This window comes from Candidatus Omnitrophota bacterium (genome assembly GCA_030695905.1).
Lineage (GTDB): Bacteria > Omnitrophota > Gorgyraeia > 2-01-FULL-45-10 > 2-01-FULL-45-10 > CAZHPY01.
This window is the reverse complement of the sequence record JAUYOL010000001.1, coordinates 59,533-83,681: the sequence shown is the minus strand read 5'-3', so window position 1 is coordinate 83,681 and position 24,149 is coordinate 59,533. Positions and strand designations below refer to the sequence as shown.

At 44.4% G+C, this 24,149-nt stretch carries 26 protein-coding genes, 3 tRNA genes and 1 riboswitch; of the genes, 10 read left to right on the top strand and 19 right to left on the bottom strand.

Annotated features, from left to right (window positions below):
• Positions 1-4: 4 nt before the first annotated feature.
• The 5 genes from tadA to Q8R38_00420 all read right to left on the bottom strand — a co-directional run bounded on the left by tadA (position 5) and on the right by Q8R38_00420 (position 2,004).
• A complete protein-coding gene (gene tadA / locus Q8R38_00440; protein ID MDP3790503.1) occupies positions 5-463 on the bottom strand; it encodes a tRNA adenosine(34) deaminase TadA in 459 nt (152 codons plus the stop codon).
• Between the two features lie 28 nt (positions 464-491).
• Positions 492-568, bottom strand: a tRNA-Arg gene (locus Q8R38_00435).
• 12 nt (positions 569-580) lie between these two features.
• A complete protein-coding gene (gene metG / locus Q8R38_00430; protein MDP3790502.1) occupies positions 581-904 on the bottom strand; it encodes a methionine--tRNA ligase subunit beta in 324 nt (107 codons plus the stop codon).
• Positions 901-1,620, bottom strand: coding sequence for a lysophospholipid acyltransferase family protein (locus Q8R38_00425; protein MDP3790501.1), 720 nt, complete (start codon positions 1,618-1,620; stop codon positions 901-903). The genes metG and Q8R38_00425 overlap by 4 nt, the downstream gene beginning before the upstream one ends.
• Positions 1,621-1,665: 45 nt before the next feature.
• Positions 1,666-2,004, bottom strand: coding sequence for a hypothetical protein (locus Q8R38_00420; protein MDP3790500.1), 339 nt, complete (start codon positions 2,002-2,004; stop codon positions 1,666-1,668).
• Between the two features lie 268 nt (positions 2,005-2,272).
• Between Q8R38_00420 and Q8R38_00415 the strand changes: the two genes are divergently transcribed.
• A complete protein-coding gene (locus Q8R38_00415; GenBank protein MDP3790499.1) occupies positions 2,273-2,863 on the top strand; it encodes a cupin domain-containing protein in 591 nt (196 codons plus the stop codon).
• Here Q8R38_00415 and Q8R38_00410 read toward each other — a convergent pair.
• The 3 genes from Q8R38_00410 to Q8R38_00400 all read right to left on the bottom strand — a co-directional run bounded on the left by Q8R38_00410 (position 2,850) and on the right by Q8R38_00400 (position 5,332).
• Positions 2,850-3,245, bottom strand: coding sequence for a response regulator (locus tag Q8R38_00410; protein MDP3790498.1), 396 nt, complete (start codon positions 3,243-3,245; stop codon positions 2,850-2,852). The genes Q8R38_00415 and Q8R38_00410 overlap by 14 nt on opposite strands.
• Before the next feature lie 65 nt (positions 3,246-3,310).
• Positions 3,311-3,622, bottom strand: a complete 312-nt coding sequence (locus tag Q8R38_00405; protein MDP3790497.1) for a hypothetical protein — start codon at positions 3,620-3,622, stop codon at positions 3,311-3,313.
• Between the two features lie 81 nt (positions 3,623-3,703).
• A riboswitch (cyclic di-GMP riboswitch) is annotated at positions 3,704-3,789 on the bottom strand.
• A 91-nt stretch (positions 3,790-3,880) separates the two neighbouring features.
• Positions 3,881-5,332 carry a saccharopine dehydrogenase C-terminal domain-containing protein gene (locus tag Q8R38_00400; GenBank protein MDP3790496.1) on the bottom strand — a complete coding sequence of 484 codons (1,452 nt, stop codon included), beginning with the start codon at positions 5,330-5,332 and terminating at the stop codon, positions 3,881-3,883.
• Between the two features lie 125 nt (positions 5,333-5,457).
• Here Q8R38_00400 and Q8R38_00395 point away from each other — a divergent pair.
• From Q8R38_00395 to nth, 9 genes are all read left to right on the top strand, one after another.
• Positions 5,458-5,535, top strand: a tRNA-Asp gene (locus Q8R38_00395).
• Between the two features lie 71 nt (positions 5,536-5,606).
• Entirely contained in the window at positions 5,607-7,427 is a 1,821-nt protein-coding gene (locus Q8R38_00390) for an ATP-binding protein (GenBank protein ID MDP3790495.1), read from the top strand.
• Positions 7,405-7,860 carry a response regulator gene (locus Q8R38_00385; GenBank protein MDP3790494.1) on the top strand — a complete coding sequence of 152 codons (456 nt, stop codon included), beginning with the start codon at positions 7,405-7,407 and terminating at the stop codon, positions 7,858-7,860. Before Q8R38_00390 ends, Q8R38_00385 begins: the two co-directional genes overlap by 23 nt.
• Positions 7,861-7,875: 15 nt before the next feature.
• On the top strand, positions 7,876-8,250 hold the full coding sequence (locus tag Q8R38_00380; GenBank protein ID MDP3790493.1) for a response regulator: 375 nt from the start codon (positions 7,876-7,878) through the stop codon (positions 8,248-8,250).
• Positions 8,251-8,260: 10 nt separating this feature from the next.
• Positions 8,261-10,129 (top strand): PAS domain-containing sensor histidine kinase, encoded by a 1,869-nt coding sequence (locus Q8R38_00375; protein ID MDP3790492.1) that lies wholly within the window; start codon positions 8,261-8,263, stop codon positions 10,127-10,129.
• A gap of 1 nt (position 10,130) precedes the next feature.
• Complete coding sequence (locus Q8R38_00370) at positions 10,131-10,493, top strand: response regulator (GenBank protein MDP3790491.1); 363 nt, start codon at positions 10,131-10,133, stop codon at positions 10,491-10,493.
• 36 nt (positions 10,494-10,529) lie between these two features.
• Positions 10,530-12,578: a diguanylate cyclase gene (locus Q8R38_00365; protein MDP3790490.1), complete on the top strand. Its 2,049-nt coding sequence runs from the start codon at positions 10,530-10,532 to the stop codon at positions 12,576-12,578.
• A gap of 89 nt (positions 12,579-12,667) precedes the next feature.
• On the top strand, positions 12,668-13,846 hold the full coding sequence (locus tag Q8R38_00360; GenBank protein ID MDP3790489.1) for a GNAT family N-acetyltransferase: 1,179 nt from the start codon (positions 12,668-12,670) through the stop codon (positions 13,844-13,846).
• Complete coding sequence (gene nth, locus Q8R38_00355) at positions 13,833-14,474, top strand: endonuclease III (GenBank protein MDP3790488.1); 642 nt, start codon at positions 13,833-13,835, stop codon at positions 14,472-14,474. The genes Q8R38_00360 and nth overlap by 14 nt, the downstream gene beginning before the upstream one ends.
• A gap of 42 nt (positions 14,475-14,516) precedes the next feature.
• Here the strand turns inward: nth and Q8R38_00350 are convergent.
• From Q8R38_00350 to nagA, 11 genes are all read right to left on the bottom strand, one after another.
• A tRNA-Val gene (locus tag Q8R38_00350) sits at positions 14,517-14,591 on the bottom strand.
• Between the two features lie 37 nt (positions 14,592-14,628).
• The gene (gene pyrE, locus Q8R38_00345; GenBank protein ID MDP3790487.1) at positions 14,629-15,198 is read right to left on the bottom strand and encodes an orotate phosphoribosyltransferase; all 570 of its coding nucleotides are present in this window, start codon (positions 15,196-15,198) and stop codon (positions 14,629-14,631) included.
• Entirely contained in the window at positions 15,198-15,908 is a 711-nt protein-coding gene (gene pyrF / locus Q8R38_00340) for an orotidine-5'-phosphate decarboxylase (GenBank protein MDP3790486.1), read from the bottom strand. The genes pyrE and pyrF overlap by 1 nt, the downstream gene beginning before the upstream one ends.
• A complete protein-coding gene (locus Q8R38_00335; GenBank protein MDP3790485.1) occupies positions 15,905-16,765 on the bottom strand; it encodes a dihydroorotate dehydrogenase in 861 nt (286 codons plus the stop codon). Before Q8R38_00335 ends, pyrF begins: the two co-directional genes overlap by 4 nt.
• A gap of 44 nt (positions 16,766-16,809) precedes the next feature.
• Positions 16,810-17,595 (bottom strand): dihydroorotate dehydrogenase electron transfer subunit, encoded by a 786-nt coding sequence (locus Q8R38_00330; protein MDP3790484.1) that lies wholly within the window; start codon positions 17,593-17,595, stop codon positions 16,810-16,812.
• A gap of 1 nt (position 17,596) precedes the next feature.
• On the bottom strand, positions 17,597-18,886 hold the full coding sequence (locus Q8R38_00325) for a dihydroorotase (protein ID MDP3790483.1): 1,290 nt from the start codon (positions 18,884-18,886) through the stop codon (positions 17,597-17,599).
• 4 nt (positions 18,887-18,890) lie between these two features.
• Positions 18,891-19,832, bottom strand: a complete 942-nt coding sequence (locus Q8R38_00320) for an aspartate carbamoyltransferase catalytic subunit (protein MDP3790482.1) — start codon at positions 19,830-19,832, stop codon at positions 18,891-18,893.
• Entirely contained in the window at positions 19,829-20,383 is a 555-nt protein-coding gene (gene pyrR, locus Q8R38_00315) for a bifunctional pyr operon transcriptional regulator/uracil phosphoribosyltransferase PyrR (GenBank protein MDP3790481.1), read from the bottom strand. The genes Q8R38_00320 and pyrR overlap by 4 nt, the downstream gene beginning before the upstream one ends.
• A gap of 164 nt (positions 20,384-20,547) precedes the next feature.
• Positions 20,548-21,210 carry a 16S rRNA (cytidine(1402)-2'-O)-methyltransferase gene (gene rsmI, locus Q8R38_00310; GenBank protein ID MDP3790480.1) on the bottom strand — a complete coding sequence of 221 codons (663 nt, stop codon included), beginning with the start codon at positions 21,208-21,210 and terminating at the stop codon, positions 20,548-20,550.
• A 1-nt stretch (position 21,211) separates the two neighbouring features.
• On the bottom strand, positions 21,212-23,038 hold the full coding sequence (glmS, locus tag Q8R38_00305; GenBank protein ID MDP3790479.1) for a glutamine--fructose-6-phosphate transaminase (isomerizing): 1,827 nt from the start codon (positions 23,036-23,038) through the stop codon (positions 21,212-21,214).
• Positions 23,026-24,141, bottom strand: coding sequence for an N-acetylglucosamine-6-phosphate deacetylase (nagA, locus tag Q8R38_00300; protein ID MDP3790478.1), 1,116 nt, complete (start codon positions 24,139-24,141; stop codon positions 23,026-23,028). Before nagA ends, glmS begins: the two co-directional genes overlap by 13 nt.
• Between the last annotated feature and the right edge of the window lie 8 nt (positions 24,142-24,149).

Sequence of the window (24,149 nt, the reverse complement as noted above, 5' to 3'; positions counted from 1 at the left end):
CTGATTATCTAACCCGTTTCTTCTTAAAGAACTCTTTCAGCATCCAGACGCACTCTTTTTCCAATACACCTTTTTCAGTCTTTATTCTGTGATTTAATCGCTTATTATCGGTGATCTTAAAGACCGAATGGCATGCGCCTGTCCTGGGGTCGCATGCCCCGTAAACCAACCTTTTTACGCGAGCCAATACAAGCGCTCCGGCGCACATAGAACACGGTTCAATTGTAACATACATGGTTGTATTTAGCAAACGCTCGTTGGCCAGGTAGGAGGCCGCCTGCGTAATGGCTATCATCTCGGCGTGAGCGGTAGGGTCTTTGAGCAATTTTATCTGATTATGGGCTCTGGCAATAACCCGCCCCTCGTGCACGATAACCGCCCCTACCGGCACATCATCGGCATCAAAAGCCTTCTGCGCCTCTTTCAAGGCCTCGGACATGTAGTATTGGTCGAGTTTTGACATATAAATTAGTGCTTTATCACTATTAAAATGGCGCGCCTGGCAGGGATCGAACCTGCTACACCCTGGTTCGTAGCCAGGTACTCTATCCATGTGAGTTACAGGCGCGTCAATATCCGTCTATTTTATCCCGCTTCCGGGAGGAACTTCTTTTTCAGGTATAAGAATAACGGGCCCGGCGTCCCCGGACGCGGCCAAAAGCATGCCGTTACTCTCTATCCCCATCACCATACGGGGCTCGAGATTTGTAATAACCGCTATCTCCTTGCCAATAAGATCTTTCGCCTGATATTGTTTCTTTATACCGGCTACGATCTGTCTTTTTTCGGAATTACCCAGATCTATCTGGAGCTTTAACAGTTTCTCCGCTCCGGCAACCTCTTCGGCTTCAAGGATCTTTGCTATCTTTAACTCTACTTTTTTGAAATCATCATATGTAATCACGTTGATACGGCCTCCATTTTTGAACGCGCTTCATCTCTCAAAAGCTCGAAATCGCCCGGACCAAATCTCGACGTATCTATCTCCGGCAACACCCTTAGTGTGCAATGCATCTTATCCGCAAATTGCCGGCCATGCTTTGGTATGGCGTCTCTCGTTCCCTTGATAAGTATCGGCAGAACATATCTCTTCTCTTTTATGGCAAGTTTGAACGCGCCGTTCTGAAATTCATTCATCCTGTCCGTTTCGCTTCTGGTGCCCTCAGGAAAAAATAACACCGACATATCCTGCCTCAACCATTCCGCGGCCTCACGATATACCTTTTTTATGCTTGTAAGCTTGCCCCGCTCCAGCTTTATGTGCCTGGCAAGCGACATGCACCATCCTAAAAATGGTATATTAAAAAGGCTCTCCTTGGCAACCCATTTAAACTGCGTCTTTATCTGGTATAAAACTATTATGTCCGCCAGGCTCTGGTGATTAGCTACTATAACATACGTTTTCTTCTTGTCAATATTTTCGAGCCCGGAAATATCCATCTTCCAGCCCGGATTAAACTTTAGAAGGGCATCGCTCCACCAGTAACACTGCGCATGCGCGACTTTTCGTTTCTTATCAAATGGATAAAGGACTATTACGAAGAACAACATTGCGAGGTACAAGAGTACGGTAAGAAGTGCCACGAAGATCCAGATTGCTGCTGATAATGCTTGTCTCATAGGGCGATTATTATAACACTACAATATCACTCTATGCAACTACAACTACTTGTCACAACGATCAACCACCTCATTAAGCATCCTGTTTATTTCTTCATATATGCGTTCAAACTCTTCTCTCATGCATTGTTCATATGTCTTGTCTCCGTTGACAGTCTGCCTGGCAGAAACGGCCTCTTCTACCGGTGCGGCCTGATCAACAGGCGCATATTGAGCATCCGCTATATCCTTAACATCGAGGGCGCTGGTATCTTTTGGTACTGAATAATCCATTACTTCGGAAATCCTCGGATGCTCAATCGCCTTATTTACATCTGAACCGTTAAAAGGTACCGCTGAAGAACTTATCATCATCGCTATTATTGCCATTTTTAGAGTCATCATTTTCTTTTCCCCTCCTCTTTGTATTACACTTCAAATATAGCATACGAATTGCTGTTTGTCAAGTATTTTTAAAATGAAACGTCAATTATTATATTTTTGTAACCTCATAACTTATTTATTATGAATAAGTTATGTTAATTAATTAGGAACTAAAAAAGTTATATATTTTTGCTGTTTTATATAAAAAATCTACACAAAAAATCAATTTTTCTATTGACAGTTAAAGAGTTTCGTTGTATACTTTCTTCTGACAGAACAAAGGTGACATATGAAACTTTCGGAAAAGATCCGCTACTTAAGAAAAACCGTACTAAAGGTCAGCCTTAAAGACTTCCACAAAAAACTTGTCGATATATTCGGCAAAAGAGCGCTGACATACTACTCTCTATGCCGGCTTGAAAAAGGCCGCAGAGACACTATCCGCTTAAGAAGCCTGTATCAGATCTCAACGGGCCTTGGCATATCCTTAAAAGAGCTGGTTGAAGGCACTGATAAAGAAGTATCAAAAATAGTGACAATAATGCGCCGCAAAGACAGGGCAAATAATGAGTACATATATAATGGCAAAGCGATCGCGGAGATTTTGAGCCCGCGCAGCATGAGGTTTTTGGCGATGGAACTGATACTTCGTCCCGGAGGAGCGACAAGGGAAGAGCAGGATCCGCAGGATACAAATAGTTTTGAAAAGCTGATAATAATATTACAGGGAGAGACGCAGGTTTTTGTCGGGGGAGAGAAGCACCTTTTAAGTAAAGGCGATTCTCTTTCATTTTTAAGCAGTCTTCCGCATCATTTCGAGAATCCTTCACACAGCTTAAAAGCGCGCTGCATAATAATCCAGAATCCTAAATCTTACTAACCAGATACCCTTTCTTCTTTAAGATATCGGAAAATTTCATTGCCACAACTTTAAGGTCTATCGGCTTGACCAGATAGTCGGTCGCGCCGCTTTCAACCGCTTCCTGAGACACTTCGTCGCTCACCCAGGCTGATACCACTAATATATCGAGCTTTGGGTTAATCTCTCTCGCTTCTTTTATTACCGCGATACCGCCTTTTTTAGGCATCTTTATATCGAGGATCATCAGGTCGCATGGGTGACACTTCAAAAAGTTTACCGCCTCTTCGCCGTCTTTTGCCTCGGCAAACTCACACTCATAGCGCTCTTTCAGAAAATCTATCACCATCGAGCGCGCGTCGCTTTCATCGTCCACTACAAGAATATAAGGTTTTTTATCCATAAAAAACTCCCCGTGTTAATTCTAACGGGGAGTATTATACCACATAATTGTAAAAAGGCTCTGGATTATTCATCTTCTATATTTTTCGCGTAAGCGTTTTCAGGCTCTCCGGCATTATCTCTTACTATCCTTATCTGGCCCTTCTCCATTGCGATTTTGTTGGCCATACTGCAGTTTTCAAGATTTATTATCGAATTAACACCGCTTGATTCGCAATAGCTATCTATCACAATGTTATCGTTTTTTTCCTGTGCGGAGGCATGGATGGTGGAGCTGTAAGATAGACCATAAGGTCCAGAAAAATATACCGGGGTATATAGAGCGACTATGGTCAAAATTATAGCCAGGATTGCTATTTTTAATACCTGCTTTGCCATAGAGCGCATCTAAATCACCCCCCATGATAAAAAATTAAGCCGTTTGCACATGGTACACCGCCAATAGACTATTAACCTATTTTCGGCGACTGACTACCATGGCCTTACGGCTTTAGGTTCTTTAGTTTTGCGTCCCATAGCTTTCGCTAGGTTTGCCTTTATCGATATAGATTTCTTTCTTTTCTCTTAATTAGAGTATATATCATAAGATAGTAATTTACAATGGGCAAAAGCAAGTTTTTTTATTTCTAACAGATTTTAATCTTTGAATAGGAAGTTTTTGAAGGCCCAGATATTTCTTTTATCGAGGTGAGCAGAGTGGTTCTCTTTGAAAAATACCCTATAATTCTTCAGGGGGGTCCAATCCGAAGGTTCCGATACAAGCTTTCCTAAGTAAGGCTTGGCTATATTTAGTATATACTCGTGCGGCAGATCATCAGGCGCATTTACGCCCTTATCCGGGTTTTCTATCATCCACATTATGCCCGATACGACTCCTATAGCGACCTGCATCGTTGTGGCGTTCTGGTGCGGCACCAGTCTTCTCGAAGACTCTATGCTAAGCACGCTGCCCGTCCACCACGAATTATATTTGTGGCCCATGATAAGCGCGCCCAATATATCAGCGCCGCTTTTTATCTCATCACTCATTATGCGCTGTTTTTTCTGCAGTTCGTAATTTCTGGCGCGTAATTCATGAAGCGACGCTATAGTCTCATTGCACGGCATATAGGCATAGTGCACCGTGGGCCTGTAAACCGCCCGGCCTTTTTCATGCACAGTAAGATTGTCAGATATGCTGAAGGCCTCCGCATGCCTTATCACCATACCTACGATCTCTTCGTTAGGCACCCATGTCCTTACCCACGTATTCATCCCCATCTGTGACAAAAATATCTGATTTTTCGGGCCATATGGAGGGACGCTATGTATTAAACCGGGCTCTTTTTCATGTGTACCCCACCCCATCTCGGAAGGGGAGATGCCTTCTTCCCTTAGCCCCTCTATGCTCCACGTGCCGACAAATTCGTCTACTTCTTTGGGCCTGTTTGTCACTTGAGTGTCCCGCTCGCTTATATGAATTACCTTTATCCCTAACATCATCGCAAGCCGGGAAAAATTTTTACTGCTTAAAAGACGCTCTATATTTTTTGCGTGATTTTTCTGAACGGTTTTATCCTTAATGTATTTTAACGCGATATCTGTGATGCCTTTTTTGGTAAAATGCGAAATGAGCCCCGGATTCGCGCCATGGTCCAAGACGGCCGTGATAAAACCGTTGCTCCATTTGGACACCATATCGCGTATCTGCATCTGTTTATAGTACAGAGATTTTTTAAACGCGCTTTTATTGTGAATGCCCGCGTAAGGATCCCATTCCTCGACGGAAGTGTTGATGTATAAAACTTTGTTATCGTGGCACCAGCTTAGCATATCCAGACATTCTATGTTCCATGCGAGGTCTATGACAAGCCCGCCTGATGAAACATGTTTTGATAAAAGCTGGTTTATATTTATGGGGGTGACTTTTTCCTGAAAATACTTAATGCCTTTTTTGATCCACGGCTGCAATTCTTTTCTTTTATCTATAAAATCTATTATTGTGATGTTTTTGTGTGGTATATCGATGTGTTTTAATAGTATCGGCAGCGTGCATTTGGCGACCGAGCCATATCCGATTACCAGAACTTTATTTTTGAACTTTATCATGCAGGTTTTAGTTTTTGGTTAAAGTATACCACTCTATTTTTAGCAATACAAATAATCCTTAAAAAAATCTTGCTATATTCGGGCGGTAAGTATATAATACCTCACACATTTCACTTCGTAAAATTGGGGACGTAGTTCAGTTTGGTTAGAACGTCAGATTGTCGATCTGAAGGTCGCGGGTTCGACCCCCGTCGTCCCCGCCATCACAACTGATTGACTGTTTTGATTATTGTGCTATACTCGAAGGTAGGGCTGCTCGGGGGGCCATAATCGTATGTCTATCAGGTCAAGGCTTACCTTTATTTTTCTTGCCATCGCTTTAATCCCAACTATTCTTATTGCCGCTTTAACTTTCATTAACTATGCACGATCGATTGAAAAGCATCACATCTCCTCGCTTGAAGACATAGTAGCCTTCAAGGCAGATAAAATCAACACATACTTCAAAGGACTTGAGAATAGCATAAAGATGGCGCAGAATTTCTGGATGATCAGGAAAAATCTGCCAATATTGACAAGGCTTTCGGGTGACACATCGAAGGCTGAATTCATGTCTGCCAAAGAGGCCCTGGACGAACAATTAAGGCCAATGCAGTACATTCTGGATCTATACGAAATTATATTAGTTGAACCCACCGGAAAGATAGTATACACTTCAAATCCCCGCCAATACCCAAAGCATCTTCTGCGAAGCCTGCAAGACTCGGAACAAAAAGCCTTTTCCGAGGGAAAAACCGGCGTATATTTTACAGATATATTTTTGGATGAGATGCGGGAAGGCAAACCAGCGCTTCTTATAAGCGCTCCTGTTCTTGGCTCCGATGGCCTCCTTGTAGGTGTCATAGTTTTCGAGGTCAATATGACCCAATTCTATAATCTTGTCCAGGACACAACGGGACTGGGCAATACCGGAGAGACGTTGCTGTGCAAAAAAATAGGGAACGAGATCCTCTTTCTAAATCCTCTTCGGCACGATCCCAAAGCGACTCTTACAAAAAAGATCCGCATAGGAGAAAAAACGGCCATACCTGCCCAGCGTGCTGTATTAGGCGTAAAAGGGGGCGGCCATTCGACCGACTATCGAAATAGGGATGTTATAGCGGCCTGGGACTATATACCCTCTTCCGAATGGGGCATAGTGGCAAAAATAGACTGCGACGAAGCATTTACCGATGTAACAACGCTAAGAAATTTTCTTATAGGTATATTTGTCTTTGTTTTGGTGCTATCTGCCGCTGCGTCATTTTATATAGCCAAGACTACTGCCGGCACGCTTGAGAGATTAAGCAGGGAAATTTCCGAGCGCAAGAAGATAGAGAATGAATTAGAGCAATATCGCGGGCATCTCGAAGAATTGGCGAGAGAGCGCACGACGGAGCTTGAGGAGACGAATAAACAGCTCGATGCCTTCAATTACTCCGTATCGCATGATCTTCGGGCCCCTCTTCGATCAATAGACGGATTTAGCCGTATGCTACTGGAAGATTATGGTGATAAGCTCGATGATGCCGGCAAGCATAACCTTGTCACTATACGCAAAAATGTGAAAAAGATGGGCCTGCTGATAGAAGACCTGCTTCGATTCGCGCACTTGGGACGCCAAAAGGTACAAATGCGCCATATCGATATGGAAAAAATCGTAAAATGTGTATTAGAAGATATGAAGGATGAGATAACGCCTGACCGAACATTAAAGATAGATATAAAAGATATCCCTCCCGCAAATGGCGATCCAAGCCTTATGCATCATGTCTGGTACAATATACTGTCAAACGCAGCCAAATTTACAAGATCTAAAAAAATGGGTACTATTGAGATAGGCTGTATAAGCGACGCGAAAGAAAATAAATATTATGTGAAAGATAACGGCGTAGGATTTGATATGAAATATATGGATAAATTATTTGAAATATTCCAGAGGCTCCATGATGAAGCCCAGTTCGAGGGAACAGGAGTCGGCCTGGCTATCGCGCGTCAGATCATTGACCGGCACGGGGGCAGGATCTGGGCAGAAGGCAAAACCGGTGAAGGGGCAACGTTTTATTTCGCGCTGCCTAAAAAAGGGGGTAACCATGGGAATAAAAGAAGCGGCTGACATTCTTTTGGTTGAGGATAATCCTGACGATATCGAGCTTATCTTGAGGGTTTTAGAAAAGCGAAGGCTTGCCAATAAAGTTTATGTGGTAAAGGACGGCGCTGAGGCCCTCGACTTTATCTTCCACGAAGGCGCATATGCGGCAAAAAAGAATGGCAATAACGGCATCAGGCCGAAAGTAATACTGCTCGATATAAAGCTTCCAAAGGTGGACGGCCTGGAAGTATTGCGCAAAATAAAGACGGACGATAAAACCAAATCAATACCCGTTGTAATACTGACCTCTTCAAAAGAGGAGGAGGACCTGGTTAAAAGCTATAAATATGGGGCAAATAGCTACATACCCAAGCCCGTAGAGTTTGATAAGTTTGTCACGGCGGTCTCGGAGCTGGGGCTATATTGGCTCTTATTAAACCAAATACCGCCCAAATAGATTGGAGGTACCAATATGGAAAAGAATATACTTATCGCCGATGACGATAAGGATCTCATAGGTATAATAAAGAAATTTTTAACGGGAAAAGGCCATCGCGTGGATTTTGCTTATGACGGAGACAGGGCATTGGATATGATAAAAAGTAACCACTACGACATAATATTTGTGGACTTTAATATGCCGGGGCTTACGGGCTTGGAGCTCGCTAAGTATGTTAAAACGAATAAGCTTGATACAAAAACCGTGTTTCTCACCGGCTATCCGGCAATATCGGCTCCCATAGCCAAATATTCCGGCGCGGATGAATATCTGGAAAAATCGGCAAGCATGGATTCTCTGCTTGATAGCATAGTAGAGATAATAGATAGAGAGAGCGGGAAGGCTTAAGTAGCTAAATATGGAAACATTCAGATTAACTGATGAGATATGCAGGGGCATGGTTGATAGCATAGATATAGGCATTGCACTAATAAGCCCAGATATGCAGATACTTGCGCTTAACACAAAGATGAGGCAGTGGTTCCCCTATATAGATGTCGCAAAAAAACCTATATGCTATCGCACATTTAATAATCCTCCCCGCGATAGCATCTGTTCTTACTGCCCTACTTGTCTGACTCTAAAAGACGGGCTTGTGCATGAAGCGATAACACAAACACCTGTGGGCGGCCGTATAGTCAATTACAGAATCGTCTCTTCTCCTCTGAAGGATGCCAATGGTAATATTACAGCCGCTGTTGAGATGGTGGAGGACATAAGTGAGCGCATAAGAAAAGACTCGGAGACGAATTTATATAAACAAAATCTGGAAAAATTGCTGGGTGATCGTACCCGAGCGCTGCAGGAAAGTGAAAAAAAGTTTCGGCTCGCTTTTGAGAACGCCCTTGACACTATCCTGTGGGCCGACCCGGAAACAGGCATTATTATCAACTGCAACAAGGCTGCCGAAAAGCTTTTTGAGAAATCTAAGGATGAACTAATAGGCCGTCACCAAACAACTCTGCATCCTACTAATGAAAAAGAACGTTATTCCGAAATGTTTAAAAATCAAATTTTGAACAAAATGGGTGTGGATGAAGCTACTATAGTGACAAAATCCGGAAAGATAAAAATAGTGCTCATAAGCTGCTCTATGACAGAGATAGAAAATAAACGGGTCATGCAGGGCGTATTCCACGATATTACGCAGCGCAAGGAGATGGAGAACGCTTGCAGGGTATCGGAAGAGAGCTACCACTCTATATTCGAGTCAGCGAATGACGGAATTATTATTCGCGATATCAAAACATACCACATAATAAATGTTAACAGCAAAGCATGTGAAATCTTTTGCTATCCTAAAGAGGAAATGATAGGGTTAAATTTGGAGCCTTTTTACATTAGTTTTGGCCAATATACCGCTGAAAAATGCAGGCAGTTTTACGAACAGGCGGCTTCCGGCATACCACAGATTTTTGAATGGTTTACTAAAGATAAATTCGGCAGGGAGTTCTGGGTCGAAGTCAACGCAAAACGGGCGATTATAGGAGGAAGGTACTGCCTTCTTTCTATAGTGCGTGACATCACCGAGCGCAAACAGGCGATAACGGCAAAAGAAGACTTTATGAATATGGTATCTCATGAGCTTAGAACCCCGCTAAGCGCTATAAAGGAGGCTTTCTCTCTTGTCACCGAAAGTAGGACCGGCATTATAGATACGGAAAAAAAGGATATACTTGATATAGCAAAAAGGAATATAGACAGGCTTACGAGATTAATCAATCAGGTGCTGGACTTCCAAAAGCTCGACGCTGGTATGATGAAACTTAAATTCGAGGAAAACAATATTAACGACATCATCCGCGAGGTCCATCTGGCAATGCTTTCCCTGGTAAGCAAGAATAGGCTAAAATTTAATCTCAAACTTGAAAATAAGTTGCCTCGTGCCAATTTCGATAAAGACAAGATTATAGAGGTCCTGAACAATCTCATCAGCAATGCTGTAAAGTATACAAAAAGGGGCAGTATAACGATAGCTTCCATAAAGGGCGATAATTCCATCCAGGTATCGGTAACCGATACCGGCTGTGGAATAAAAGAGGATGATATGCCCAAACTATTCAAGCGGTTTTCTCAAGTGGAAAGAAAGGTTGGCGGATCAGGGTTAGGACTTGCCATATCAAAAGAGATTATTGAAATACATAAAGGAAAGATCTGGGCCGAGTCAGAATTCGGCAAGGGAACAACCGTACATTTTGTCTTACCAATCACAGAACGGAGAAGATGATATGGCAAAAAAAATACTAATAGTTGAGGACGAACCGGATCTTCTTACCCTCGCCCAGGAGAGACTAAAAGCCGCCGGCTACGACATATTATCGACGACGAGCAGTGAGGAGACTCTTAAACTGCTGAAAACAGAGATGCCGGATCTGATACTGCTGGACCTGCTTCTGCCCGAAATGCAGGGGGATGTGCTTTGCAAAAAATTAAAGTCCGATCCACATTTTAAACACATACCTATTATAATATTTACCGCAAGTATCATCCGTGTCCCTGAAAGAATAAAAGAGATGGGCGCCGATGACTACATATTAAAGCCTTTTGAGCCGGCAGATCTACTCGAAAAAATAAGAATGTTTATTAGATAAGCCTGCTTTTTTACCCGTATTAGGAGACATGTAAAAATGTGCTCGAGTGAACATGAGCAAAAAAATGAAGAGCTAAAACGCTACAGAGAGCATCTTGAAAACCTGGTAAGAGACCGCACCCAGGAATTGCAGGAAAACGAAAAGAGGTTCAGGCTCGCGTTCGAGAACGCCCTTGACGCTATCATGTGGGCCGACCCTGAAACAGGCATTATTATCAACTGCAACAAGGCTGCCGAAAAGCTTTTTGAGAGATCTAAGGATGGGATTATAGGCCAGCACCAGACAACGCTGCATCCCGCTGATGAAGCAGGGCGCTACAAAGATATGTTCTTCGGCCAGGCTTTTAATAAAATGGGTGTGGATGAAGCGGATATAGTAACAAAATCCGGAAAGATAAAGACGGTGCTTATAAGCTGTTCTATTACAGAAATAGAAAACAAGGAAGTGGTGCAGGGCGTATTCCATGATATCACGCAACGCAAGGAGATGGAGAACGCGTGCAGAATATCGGAAGAGAGCTACCATTCTATATTCGAGTCAGCGAATGACGCGATAATAATAAGGGATATAAAAACATATAAAATAATCGACGCGAATGAAAGAGCTTGCGAGCTTTTTTGTTACCGCAGGGAAGAGATGGCTGGGCTCGACCTGCAGGCCGTCATTCCGGGAGAGAGCCCTCATATGTTAAAGAATGTATGGGATAGTTATGATAAAGCAGGGCGCGGACAACCACAGCTTTTCGAGCAGCTCGTTAAAGATAAGGTAGGCAGGACATTTTGGGTAGAGGTAAGCTTAAGGCGCGCTATCATAGGAGGCAAGTATCAGCTGCTCGCGATAACACGCGATATTACAGAGCGCAAAGAATCGGAAAATAAGATAATGGAATTAAACAGCGCGCTTTCGAAGGCAAATGAAAACCTGAAACATCTTGCCTTGAAAGACTCTCATACCGGTCTATACAATCATCACTATCTTGTTGACGCAATGAAGTCGGAGCTTGAGCGCGCAAAAAGACACTCCCAGGAGCTTTCTGTAATCATGATGGATATAGATTATTTCAAGTCGATAAACGATGTCTATGGGCACCAGTTCGGCGATACAATATTAAAACAGTTCGCAAGGTTATTAAAAAAAGAGGTCCGCGTTTACGATATAGTGATAAGGTTCGGCGGAGAGGAGTTTATTATCATATCTCCAGGTACCGGAAAATATGAAGCGCTCACCCTGGCCCAAAGAATACTCGACATGATACGCTTGCATGGTTTTGGTGATAAAAAACACAGTGTAAAGATCAAGGCAAGCGCGGCAGTCAGTTCATACCCTATCGATAAAAGAATCGATTGCGGAATCGACTTTATCGACATAGCTGACCAGATACTGAATAAGGCCAAAGAAGACGGTGGAGACAGGGTATATTCATATGTGGATCTGGAAATAAAAAAAGATATCACACAGCCACAGGAAGAACCAGGTGTTGATGTGTTAAAGAATAAGATAAAAAAGCTTACCGCCCGCGGGAATCAAAGCGTAATAGAAGCTATATTTGCTTTCGCTAAAACTATCGAATTAAAAGACCGTTATACCGGTGAGCATGTGGAAAAAACGATCCACTACGCTACGGGTATAGCCCATTCGCTTGGCCTGCCAAAAGATAAGATAGAAGTCATAAAAGAAGCTTCGGTGCTGCACGACCTTGGGAAGATCGGCGTACCCGAAAAGATCCTTCTTAAGGCCGGGAAACTAACGAAACAGGAAAGAGAAATTATTAAAGAGCACCCCCAGATAGGCGCTGATATTGTAAGGCCGATACACTCCCTGCGCGACATTATACCTGTCATTCTCCACCATCATGAGTGGTGGAACGGCAAAGGATATCCGCACAGCCTAAGAAAGGAGTCCATACCTATAGGCGCGCGCATAGTCGCGATAGCCGACGTCTACCAGGCGCTAATTTCAGACCGCCCCTACCGCAAAGCGCTTCCAAAAAAAGAAGCGGTAAAAATAATTAAAAGCGGCGCGGGCACTCAATTCGACCCAAAGATAGTGGATGCTTTCCTCGGTGTGCTAAAAAAAGAAAGATAACCCCCACAACCAAATCTTGCCAAATATATATACCAATGATATCATATACCGCATAGACTCTGTAATATCCACCCGGAAGGACGATAAAATTGATCTTATCGCGTCGCCATAAAAAAACAGGCCTTAAGACAAGGGTAACCAGGCGCATAACCGATATGCCGGAAACTGACTGGAAGAAGGTCTACCCCGATGTGCTTGAAAATTATGGCTTTTTCAATAATCTCGACGAAGCGAATTTAGACCAATTTACAATGCATTATCTGATGGTCTATGACCGCAAAACGCCTGTCGCGGCCACCACGTTCTTCCTGCTAAATTACTCCCTCGATACAAGTATCAACGGCCCATTAAGACGTGTTACAAATTCGATAAAAAAACGCCTGCCTAATATATTCAGCCTAAAAGCTCTGGTGTGCGGCATGCCCATGGGGGAAGGCCACATCGGATCTTCTGTGTGTAGTAAAGCCGTTATCGAAACGATATCCCGCAAGTTGGAACAGACGGCAAGAAAAAACAAAGCGGCGGTAATCGCGTTTAAGGACTTTCGCGATGAATATATAAATTTGCTGGCTCCTCTAAAAAATAAGGGTTTCAAAAAATTCGACAGCCTGCCCACAACCATGCTGGACGTAAAGTTTAAAAACTTCGAGGAATATTTAAATACCTTAAGCGCGCCCAACCGTTATGACTTAAGGAGAAAGTTCAAAAAAGTAGACGGTAAATTAAAAATAGCTATGGAGATAGCGGATAACCCCGACGATGCCACGTTAAAGGATGTGTATAAGCTGTATCTTGATATCGTGGAAAAACATGACATGGGTTTTGAGCTTTTGCCTCCGGCATTCTTTAAAAACCTGCCTAAGAACATGCCCGGAAAAGTAAAATATTTCCTTTGGAAGATAGACGGCAGGTTAGTGGCGTTTTTGTTGTGCCTTGTATCCGAGGACATTCTGATAGATTACTATGTAGGACTGGATTATACGATAGCCCACCAGTACCATCTTTATTTTTTGAAGTTCCGCGATGTCCTTAATTGGTGTATAGCCAATAAGATAAAAAAATATGCGATGGGCATCACGGGATATGAGCCAAAAAGAAGGCTCGGGTTTGAATTTATTCCTCTTCACCTTTATGTAAGGCTCCAAAATAGAATGTTTCGGCCTGTCTTTAACTTCATCTGCCAGTTCCTGAAATTTGAGCACTTCGACCCATCCTTAAAAAAAGCTAAAAAACGCGACGCCGAAAAGAAAGCGCATGCCAAAAAATAGAATAGGCAGGATCTTACACCTTCTGAAAAAAGAATACCCCGGCGCTACAACGGCCCTCCTGCATAAAAACACTCTTCAGTTGCTGGTAGCTACTATTCTTTCCGCGCAGTGTACCGATAAGAGAGTAAATATCGTCACAGGGCCGTTATTCAAAAAATATAAAACCGCGGCGGATTTCGCGTCCGCGAATTTAAAGACCTTCGAATCGCAGATCCGCTCTACGGGATTCTATCATAGCAAGGCGAAGAATATAATAGGCTCGGCGAAGATTATAGTGGAAAAGTTTAAAGGCAGGGTCCCTGATTCGATGGAGAAATTGATAGAGCTGCCCGGCGTCGCGCGGAAAACGGCCAATATAGTGCTGTCACATGGCTATGGCAAGATAGAAGGCATCGCTGTCGATACGCATGTGCGCCGCTTAAGCCTTCGGCTCGGACTAACAAAAAACGAAGACCCCGTAAAAATCGAGGTCGATCTAATGAAGATAACGCCGAAAAAAGACTGGCCCAAATTAAGCGACCTGCTGATTGCGCATGGTCGAGCTATTTGCGTCGCAGCAAAACCTAAGTGCCTTGAGTGTGTCCTGGGCAATCTCTGCCCATCCAAAAAGATCTTCTACCATAAATAAACAAAAATCCCACATCCATTATGTGTGGGAGATTTTTGTTTATGGTGGGCAAGACAGGGGTCGAACCTGTAACCTATCGGATGTAAACCGAGTGCTCCGCCATTGAGCTACTTGCCCGAATTTTCAATATTATACTACAAATACCGCTATATTGTTACTTCCTTGAACCAGGTTTGGTTACCGGAACGTTCTTTTTACACAGTGGACAGCCGGTTTCCTCAAAGGTCTCGACTCTCACTTTAGCGAGCGCGTAAAAAGGCACGCCAAAATCTATCGCGGCGCTGCTTCTGTCGATTACACTGCCTACACCTACAACATCAGCCCCGCAAGATTTAACAACGTCTATTACTTCCTTTGTCGATCCGCCGGTCGTAACGACATCTTCTACGACTAAAACCTTTTCGCCCTTACCTATCGAAAACCCGCGGCGCAACACCATCTTTCCTTCCTGGCGCTCTGTAAACAGTCCTCTTACGCCCAGGGCTCTTGCGACCTCATACGCGAACGTTACACCGCCGAGAGCCGGGCCGACAACAAGATCTATCTTTGTTTTAGAGAATTTCTTCGCCAGCTCCACGGAAAGCTTCTGCGCGATATCCGGATATTGCAGCACAAGAGCACATTGCAAATATTTTTCGCTATGTAAGCCGCTTGAAAGCTTAAAATGCCCTGTCAGAAGAGCATTTTGTTTGTTAAATATATCTAAAACGTCTTTTTCGTTCATCACCCGATCTCTTCTAAGACTCTTTTTGCCGCTTCTACAGGATCCGCGGCCTCTATGATCGGCCTGCCGACTACTATAAAATCGGCTCCGTTATCGATGGCTTCTTTCGGAGTTGCCACTCTTTTCTGGTCGCCCTTGGCCGCCCATGAAGGCCTTACTCCGGGAGTAACTATTAAAAAATCTTTCCCCAAATTTTTTCTGATTAATTTCACTTCTGCCGGAGACGCTACGACGCCGTCTAAGCCGGAACCTTCAGCTAATTTCGCAAGCTTCAAAACTTGGGTTTCCATGTTATCATCTATGCCTATCTTCTTCAAGCTATTTTCATCCATGCTGGTAAGCACTGTAATCGCTATGACTTTTGGCTTATTTATATTAAGTTTTTTTGCCTCTTGCGCTACCGCCGCGCCGGCCCTTTTCATCATCTCCGAGCCTCCAAGCGCGTGCACATTGAATATGAACGCGCCGAGCCTTGTTGCCGCAATGGCAGATTTTTCCACCGTATTCGGTATGTCATGAAATTTGAGGTCCAGAAATACTCCACAGCCTTTTTTTCTCACTTCTTCCACTATGCCCGGCCCGCATGACGTGAATAGCTCGCTGCCTATCTTGAATGTTTTAATATCTTTCTTGAGTTTCTCTACAAGCCCAAGCGCTTTTTGGCTTGTGTCTACGTCCAACGCGACTATAAGGCGTTCATTAGCGTTCATACTTTAAGCGCTCCTATCAGGTAGTTGATATCTTTGATTTTATTTTTTATTATATAATCTTTTAGGCCTTCCAAAATATCCGCCGGTGCGCTTGGGTTAACAAAGTTAGCGGTTCCTACCTGGATAGCGGTTGCGCCGCATAGAATAAATTCCGCGGCATCTTTATAATCCATTATTCCGCCAATACCTACTACGGGTATCTTCACTTTTTTATATACGTCTCTTACCATGCGAAGTGCGATGGGTTTTATCGCCGGTCCGCTCAACCCTCCCGTAACATTTCCGAGTATGGGCTTTTTTGTCTCGATGTCCACCGCCATGCCTATAAATGTATTGACCAATGAGACCGCGTTGGCACCGGCACTTTCCGCAGCCTGGGCTATCTTCGTTATGTCGGTAACATTCGGCGACAGCTTTGCTATTATGGTTAGACTGGTTGCCTTGCGGATAGCTCTTATTATTTCGTATGTAGCGCGTTCGTCCTGCGCGATCAAAAAGTCTCTTTTACCGTGTTTTACATTCGGACAGGAAAGATTTACTTCTAACCCCGCGATTTTTTTGACTTTGCTCAAAGACGCTGCCAGCTCCTTAAATTCACGCGCGTCGTTTCCCGCTATGCTCGCTATGATGGGTATTGTTATACCTTGGAGTTTTGGAAGTTTATTCTTAATAAAATCTAACACTCCTGTGTTTTCAAGGCCTATCGCGTTTAGCATCCCCGACGGAGTTTCGGCGATTCTGGGTGGCGGATTCCCGGTTCTCGCGTTTAAAGTGACCGTTTTCGCTATATATGCGCCCAGTTTATTTATATTAAAGAATGCGCTGTATTCCGGCCCGAATGTGCCAGAGGCAACCATTACCGGATTTTTTAATTTTAACTTGCCTATGTTGACGTTTGTCCTCACCAGGCTATCTCCTTTGCGTCAAAGACCGGGCCGTCTTTGCACACCATCTTATAGCCGCCGGACTTAACCTTAACGGGGCACCCTAAACACACGCCCACGCCGCATGCCATGCGCTCATCAAGCGATACCTGGCATGGGATATGCATAAGCTCCGATATATGGCCCACGGCCTTAAGCATTGGGTGTGGGCCGCACGCGTATATGCCCGACGACTGGCAGCCAATGGTCTTCAATAGATGCTTTAATATATCGGTGGCATAACCCTTATGCCCTTTTGAGCCGTCCTCGGTCGACACCATAACAAAAGCTCCTAATTTTTTAAACTCCTTTTCGCACAAAATACCTGACTTCGTCTTAGCTCCTATTATTACATGAAATCCTACCTGTTTCGAGGCTATCTTCTGCGCTAAGGCAAGCAGCGGAGCGACACCTATGCCGCCTGCTATCAGTATCGGGGATCGGAGGCCGGAGGCCGGAGACCGGGGTAAGCTGAATCCATTGCCGAGAGGACCGATTATATCGAGAAGGTCTCCTGCTTTTTTCTTGGTAAGCAATTCTGTCCCTTTGCCCACGACTTCATACAGCATCTCTACGCTATTTTTCGATATACTGTGCGCTCCCAGCGGCCTTCTCAAAATAGGCTCGCCGGAGTCGTAGCATCGGACTTTAAAGAACTGCCCCGGCTTAGTAGCTTTAGCAAGATATGGGCTCTCCACACATATTTTATAGAATCCGGGGGCCACAATTTTGTTTTCAAGTATCTTTGCCTTTAACTGCTTCATCTTAAATTATCCCGCCATCTTTTAGAACAATACAGCCGTTGACAAAAACTGTAATTATTTTAGTTTTTAATATCCAGTTGATAAAAGGCGAATTCTTCGATTTCGATTCTATGGACTCTTTTGTATATGTATATTCTTTAGCTGGATCTATGATCACCATATCCGCCGCGGCCCCTTTTTTCAGGTTGCCTTTTTTTATGCCCAATATTTTTGAAGGGTTCACAGACATCTTTTCTATAATACCGCTCCACGAAAGCACTTTGCTTTCTACCAGTTCCATTACAGACAGGCTCAGCGCCGTTTCCAGGCCGATTATGCCGAATGGCGCGGAGTCAAATTCAACATCTTTCTCGTTATCCGCATGCGGAGCATGGTCGGTAGCTATAACATCTATCGTGGCGTCCTTCAACCCTGCCTTAATCGCGTCTACATCGTCTTTGGATCTTAGCGGCGGGTTCATCTTGGTATTTGTATCATACGTCGCGCAGCACTCTTCGGTAAGTGAAAAGTAGTGCGGCGCAGTTTCAGCGGTAATGTTTACACCCTCTTTTTTTGCTTTGCGTATAAGTTCTACCGACTCTTTGGTGCTCACGTGGGCTATATGTATTCTGCATAATAATTTTTTCGCAAGCGCTATGTCGCGTTTTACCATCTCGTATTCCGCTGCCCCGGGAATACCCCGGAGGCCTAACTTCGTCGAGGTGAACGACTGATTCATTACGCCGTTTGCCGATAACTTTGCGTCCTCACAGTGGTCTATTACAAGCAGGTCCTCTTCTTTGGATTGCGTAAGCGCCTCGGTCATCACTTTTTCGTCCGCAACCGACGATCCGTCATCTGACACGGCGACAACTCCCTGGCTCTTCATCTTATGAAAATCGGTTGGGCGTTTGCCGGCGCGGTCTTCCGTTATGGCTCCCACTATGGCTACATTACAGAGTGCGTCTTTTTCTATTATCTCTTTTAGTGATTTTATTATCGCGGGATTGTCAAGAGGCGGCTCGGTATTTGGCATACACGCCACCGTGGTAAACCCGCCTTTTACCGCGGCACGGGTGCCGGTCAGGACCGTCTCTTCATCTTCTCTGCCGGGCTCTCTTAAGTGAGTATGCATATCTACCAAACCGGGCGCGACAATACAACCTTTGGCATCTATCGTTTCGTCCGCCCTGGCTGACAGGTTTTTTTCTATCTTTTCTATCTTGCCGTCTGATATTAATATATCTAAAATATCATCGACTTTGTTTTGCGGGTCTATTACACGCCCGTTTTTTATCAGATATGTTCCCATAATATTATCTCTTCGCGTGAGCGATTAAATACAACACTGCCATCCTGACGGCGATGCCGTTCGTTACCTGTTCTAATATTACCGAATTCTGGCCATCCGCTACGCCGCTGGACATTTCGACACCCCTGTTTATGGGGCCCGGATGCATAACCACTAAATCTTTTTTACAAATCTTGAGTCTCTCTTCCGAAATCCCATATTGCTTAAAGAAATCTATCCTCTTCGGGAATGCCCCTGCCGTATCCCGCTCTAGCTGCATTCTAAGTACATTTATCGCGTCAGCGTTTTTGATGGCATCATCGACGTCATACGTAACTCTCACGCCCATCTTTTCTATGCCTTCCGGTATTAATATCTTTGGCGCGCATACGGTAACTTTTGCGCCGAGCTTCGTAAGGCCCCATATATTCGAACGCGCAACTCTCGAATGCGCTATGTCTCCTATTATGCTTACACTTAGCCCGTCAACTTTACCCAACTTGGATTTTAATGTGAATATGTCGAGAAGCGCCTGTGTCGGGTGCTCATGCCATCCGTCACCGGCATTTACAACACTTGCCTTCACCGAGCGGGCCAATATGTTGGGGGCGCCCGAGCAATCGTGTCGCACGACTATTATATCTATCTTTAGCGCTTCTATATTTTTACCGGTATCGATAAGCGTTTCGCCTTTTCTTACGCTCGACGCCTCTACCGCGACATTTATCACGTCGGCTGAAAGTCTCTTAGCGGCAAGCTCAAACGATATCCTCGTCCTGGTGGATGGTTCATAGAATAGATTTACCACCGTTTTGCCCCGCAGGGCGGGAACCTTCTTTATCTGGCGGGTGGTAACTTCTTTAAAACTTGAGGCGGTATATAAAATATGTTCTATCTCTTCCCTGGATAGGTATTCAAGGCCAAGCAGGTCTTTTTTTGTCCAGACAAACTTCTTTTCATTCGTCATATTAATCGACCTTTTTCGCATATAACTACTTCATCTTTTCCGTCCGGCTCGGTCAGCCGCACCTCGACCACCTCATTTATAGCGGTCGGCACGTTCTTGCCCACATAGTCCGCTCTTATCGGAAGCTCTCTGTGGCCCCTGTCGACAAGCACCGCGAGCTGTATCTTGCCCGGCCTGCCGAAATCTATCAGCGCGTCCAGGGCGCACCTTATGGTCCTGCCTGTAAACAATACATCGTCAACAAGAACTATCCTTTTTTGGTCTATGTCAAAATCTATCTCGGTTGCGTGGACTATCGGCTGTTCGGAAACTTGAGTAAGATCATCCCTGTATAATGTTATGTCGAGAGCGCCTACTTTAGGACGCGAGCCTGCGATCTCTTTTATCTTATCCGCGAGCCTTTCAGCAATGTATGAGCCTCTATTCTTAATGCCTATCAATACGGTATCGTCCATATCCGCGGAGTTTTCGATTATCTCGTGCGCAATCCTCTTTAAGGATTTTTCTATCGCATCTTTGTCTAATATCTTCGACTTTTCTTTTAAATGCATCTTAACACCTCAAATGGGCAAAAAAAGTCCCACGTACCTATATTTACAGATGCGTGGGTTCCTTTCACCAATTTTACTCCCTTCCCGGGCTCTCTGTCCCGAATTAAAAGGTGTTTATTGTACATAGATAATACCATAGAAGGTGCGCATTGTCAAGGCTTTTCTTAGATAATTACTACAAATTCGCCTTTGGGCTTGTGCGATTTAAAATGCTCTATAGAAAAACTTACTTTTTCTCGCCTTATCTCTTCAAATTTCTTTGTAACTTCCCTAACTATAACGAGTTGTGTATCGCCATATATCTCCAAAATGTCATCCAAAAGCTTCTCCATTCTATGTGGAGACTCATATAGCACGACCGTTCTCTCCTCTGATTGCAATTTTTTTAGTTGATTTTTCCGCTTAATCGGTTTTGGAGACAGGAAGCCGGCAAATGTGAACTGGCTTGTCGACTTACCTGAAACGGTAAGCGCCGTAATCAGCCCTGACGGGCCCGGTATCGGCACTACCGGTATATTGCTATCTATACATAGTTTAATAATAGTATAACCCGGATCCGATATGCCGGGTGTGCCGGCGTCGGAAACAAGAGCAACCGACTTGCCTTCCTGCAATGCCTTTAACAAATAATCGGATTTTTGGATTTTATTGTATTCGAAATAGCTGGTCATGGGTACGTGGATATCGTATCTATCAAGAAGTATCTTTGTGTGGCGGGTATCTTCTGCCGCGATAAGGTCGACTTTTTTCAAAGTGTCTATTGCGCGCAGTGTAATGTCTTCTAAATTACCTATGGGCGTGGCAACTACATATAGCGTTCCGGGCATATTATTCTACCGTTACCGATTTTGCTAAATTACGCGGCTGGTCCACGTCGCAGCCTCTCTTTACGGCAATGTGGTACGCGATCAGCTGCAGGGGAATGGCAACCACCAGCGGTGAGAATATTTCGCTGCATCTTGGTATATATATGACCTCTTTTGTCTCTTCCAATATCTTCTTATCCCCGACGGTAGCTATCGCTATTATTTTGCCGTTCCTCGCTCTTATCTCCTGAAGGTTCGAAAACATCTTTTCGTATACCGCGGATTCGCATGCTATACAAACTACGGCGCGATATTCGTCTATCAAGGCGATCGGGCCGTGTTTCATTTCGCCCGCCGCGTATCCTTCCGCGGGGATATAGGATATCTCTTTTAATTTAAGCGCGCCCTCCAGCGCCGAGGGAAAGTTTACTGATCGCCCTAGATAAAGAAAGGACCCGAGGTGCGAGTGGCGCTTGGCAAGCTTCGCTATCTTTTCCTGATCCTTCAATACCTCGCTCTGTTTACCCGGGATGTTTTTTAACTCTCTTATATATTTGGCTATATCCTGCTTCTGCACAATGCCTTTTATGCCCGCAAGATAAAGCGCAAAAATATACAAAGCCACCAGCTGCGCCGTATATGCTTTCGTCGACGCGACGCCTATCTCGGGGCCGGCATGTGTATATATGACACCGTCGGATCCGCGAGTCAATGTAGACCCAAGCACGTTACATATGGAGAGAATCACGGCGCCATGTTTTTTCGCTTCCGCGACCCCGGCCAATGTGTCAGCGGTCTCGCCCGATTGGCTTATCGGAATGACCAGCGTATCTTTGTCTATCAATAATTTTTTGTATCTGAATTCGCTCGAAACATCTATGAATACGGGGATGCCGCAAAGAGATTCCAGGACATACCTGCCGACAAGCCCCGCATGATAGGCGGTACCGCACGCGACAATATATATATTCTTTATTGCCTTTAGCCGCTCTTCCGGTATTTTCTGCTCTTCGAACGCGATATCACCGTCTTTAACTCTGGCATTGATAAAATTTTCTATTATGCCCGGCTGTTCGTTTATCTCTTTGAGCATAAAATGTTTATAGCCCTGTTTCTGCGCCTGCTCTATATCCCAGCTTATGCGTGTGGATTGTTTTTGTATTTCTTTGCCGCTTAAATTAGTTACCTTGCAGCTCTCTTTCGTCAAGATGACCAGTTCCTGCTCGTCGAGGAAGATTACATCTTTTGTCGAGCTCAATATCGCGGGCACGTCTGATGCGAGAAAATTTTCTTTTTTGCCCAACCCCACTATTAAAGGGCTGCCCATCCTCGCGCCGATAAGCTTACCGGGCTCCTTTTTTGAAATTACGCCTATGGCGAAAGATCCCCTGACCATAGAGACGGCCTTCCTTACGGCTTCTTCTATCGGCGCCGCTTTATAAAATTTTTCTATCAAATGAGCCAATACCTCGGTGTCGGTCTCGCTCCTGAACTTATGGCCCTGCTTTATAAGATCTTCTTTAAGCTCCGCGTAATTTTCAATAATACCGTTGTGGACTATCGCGAGGTCGTCTTTACAACCAGTGTGCGGGTGAGCATTTCTTTGGTTTGGCGCTCCGTGTGTGGCCCAGCGAGTATGGCCTATGCCCAAGCAGCCGGTTAAAGGCCTTTTTTTAAGCTCAAGAATGAGTTCTTTCAGTTTCCCCTGCCGCTTCGACAGGTTTATTGCCTTCCCGTCAAAAATGGCCACGCCGGCAGAATCATATCCTCTGTACTCAAGCCGTCCTAAACCCTCAAGCAAAAGCTCTTGGGCGTTGCGATCTCCTATATATCCCACTATGCCGCACATATAAAGCCTTTCTTCTCGTAGGCTATTCTACCACAAATTATCGTCGCTTTTACATCAAAATTTTTGTCGAAAATTACTATATCCGCGTCCTTGCCCGTCTCTATGGAGCCTTTTTTGCCATCTACCCCCAAAAATCTCGCGGGATTTAACGTAATAAGCCGCAGAGCTTCTAATAACGATAGGTTGCACTTTGTCACCGCGTTCTTCAGGGCCTCTATCATATTAAGCGCCGACCCCGCCAATCTTCCGTCATCAAATCTGTATGCGCCCCCGATCTGCGCGGTATCTTTATGCGGAGATGAAACTATGGAGTCCGTTATTACAATAACCCTATCCTTTGTCTTTGCCTTAATCAGAAGAGCGAATAACGCCCTATGCACGTGCACAAGGTCCAGGATTATCTCGGCCGTAACCCTGTTATCTAATAGGATCGCTCCGATAACTCCGGGTGAGCGTCTGTCGAGCGGGCTCATCGCGTTAAATGTATGCGTTGCGTGGCGTATACCGGCATCTATACCATCTATGGCGGATTCATAGGTTGCGTCCGAGTGGCCTATGGATGGAATAACCCCATTTTTACATAATGTCCTTAAGATAGGCTTTATGCCTATAAGCTCGGGGGCAACGGTCATTATCTTTAAAAGACCTTTACAGCCTTGCAAGATCTGCATCAGTTCCTGCATGTCGGGATTTTTTATGTAAGCCTTATTCTGCGCGCCCGCTTTCTCCTGATTTATATAAGGCCCTTCGAGGCGTAAGCCCAGCACATTTTCGCCAAAAGGATTTTTATTAATAAATTCTTTTATCTTTCCGGCTCTTTTATAAATGGATTCTAAAGATGCGCACGACTGCGCCACGACAAACGATGTCATGCCATGCCTGGCTTCATTGAAAAATATCTTTTCAGGCTCGCCATGTATGTGGCAGTCGATAAACCCGGGGGAGACAAAACAGTTCTTTGCGTCGACTATAAACGACCCCTTGCTCGGTTTAATATTTTTTCCTATAGATGCTATCTTTGAGCCATCAATATAAACCGAAGCGCCATTTATAATCCGCTCTTTTGAAATTACATTGCCATTCTTAATATAGAGCTTGCTCATACTACATA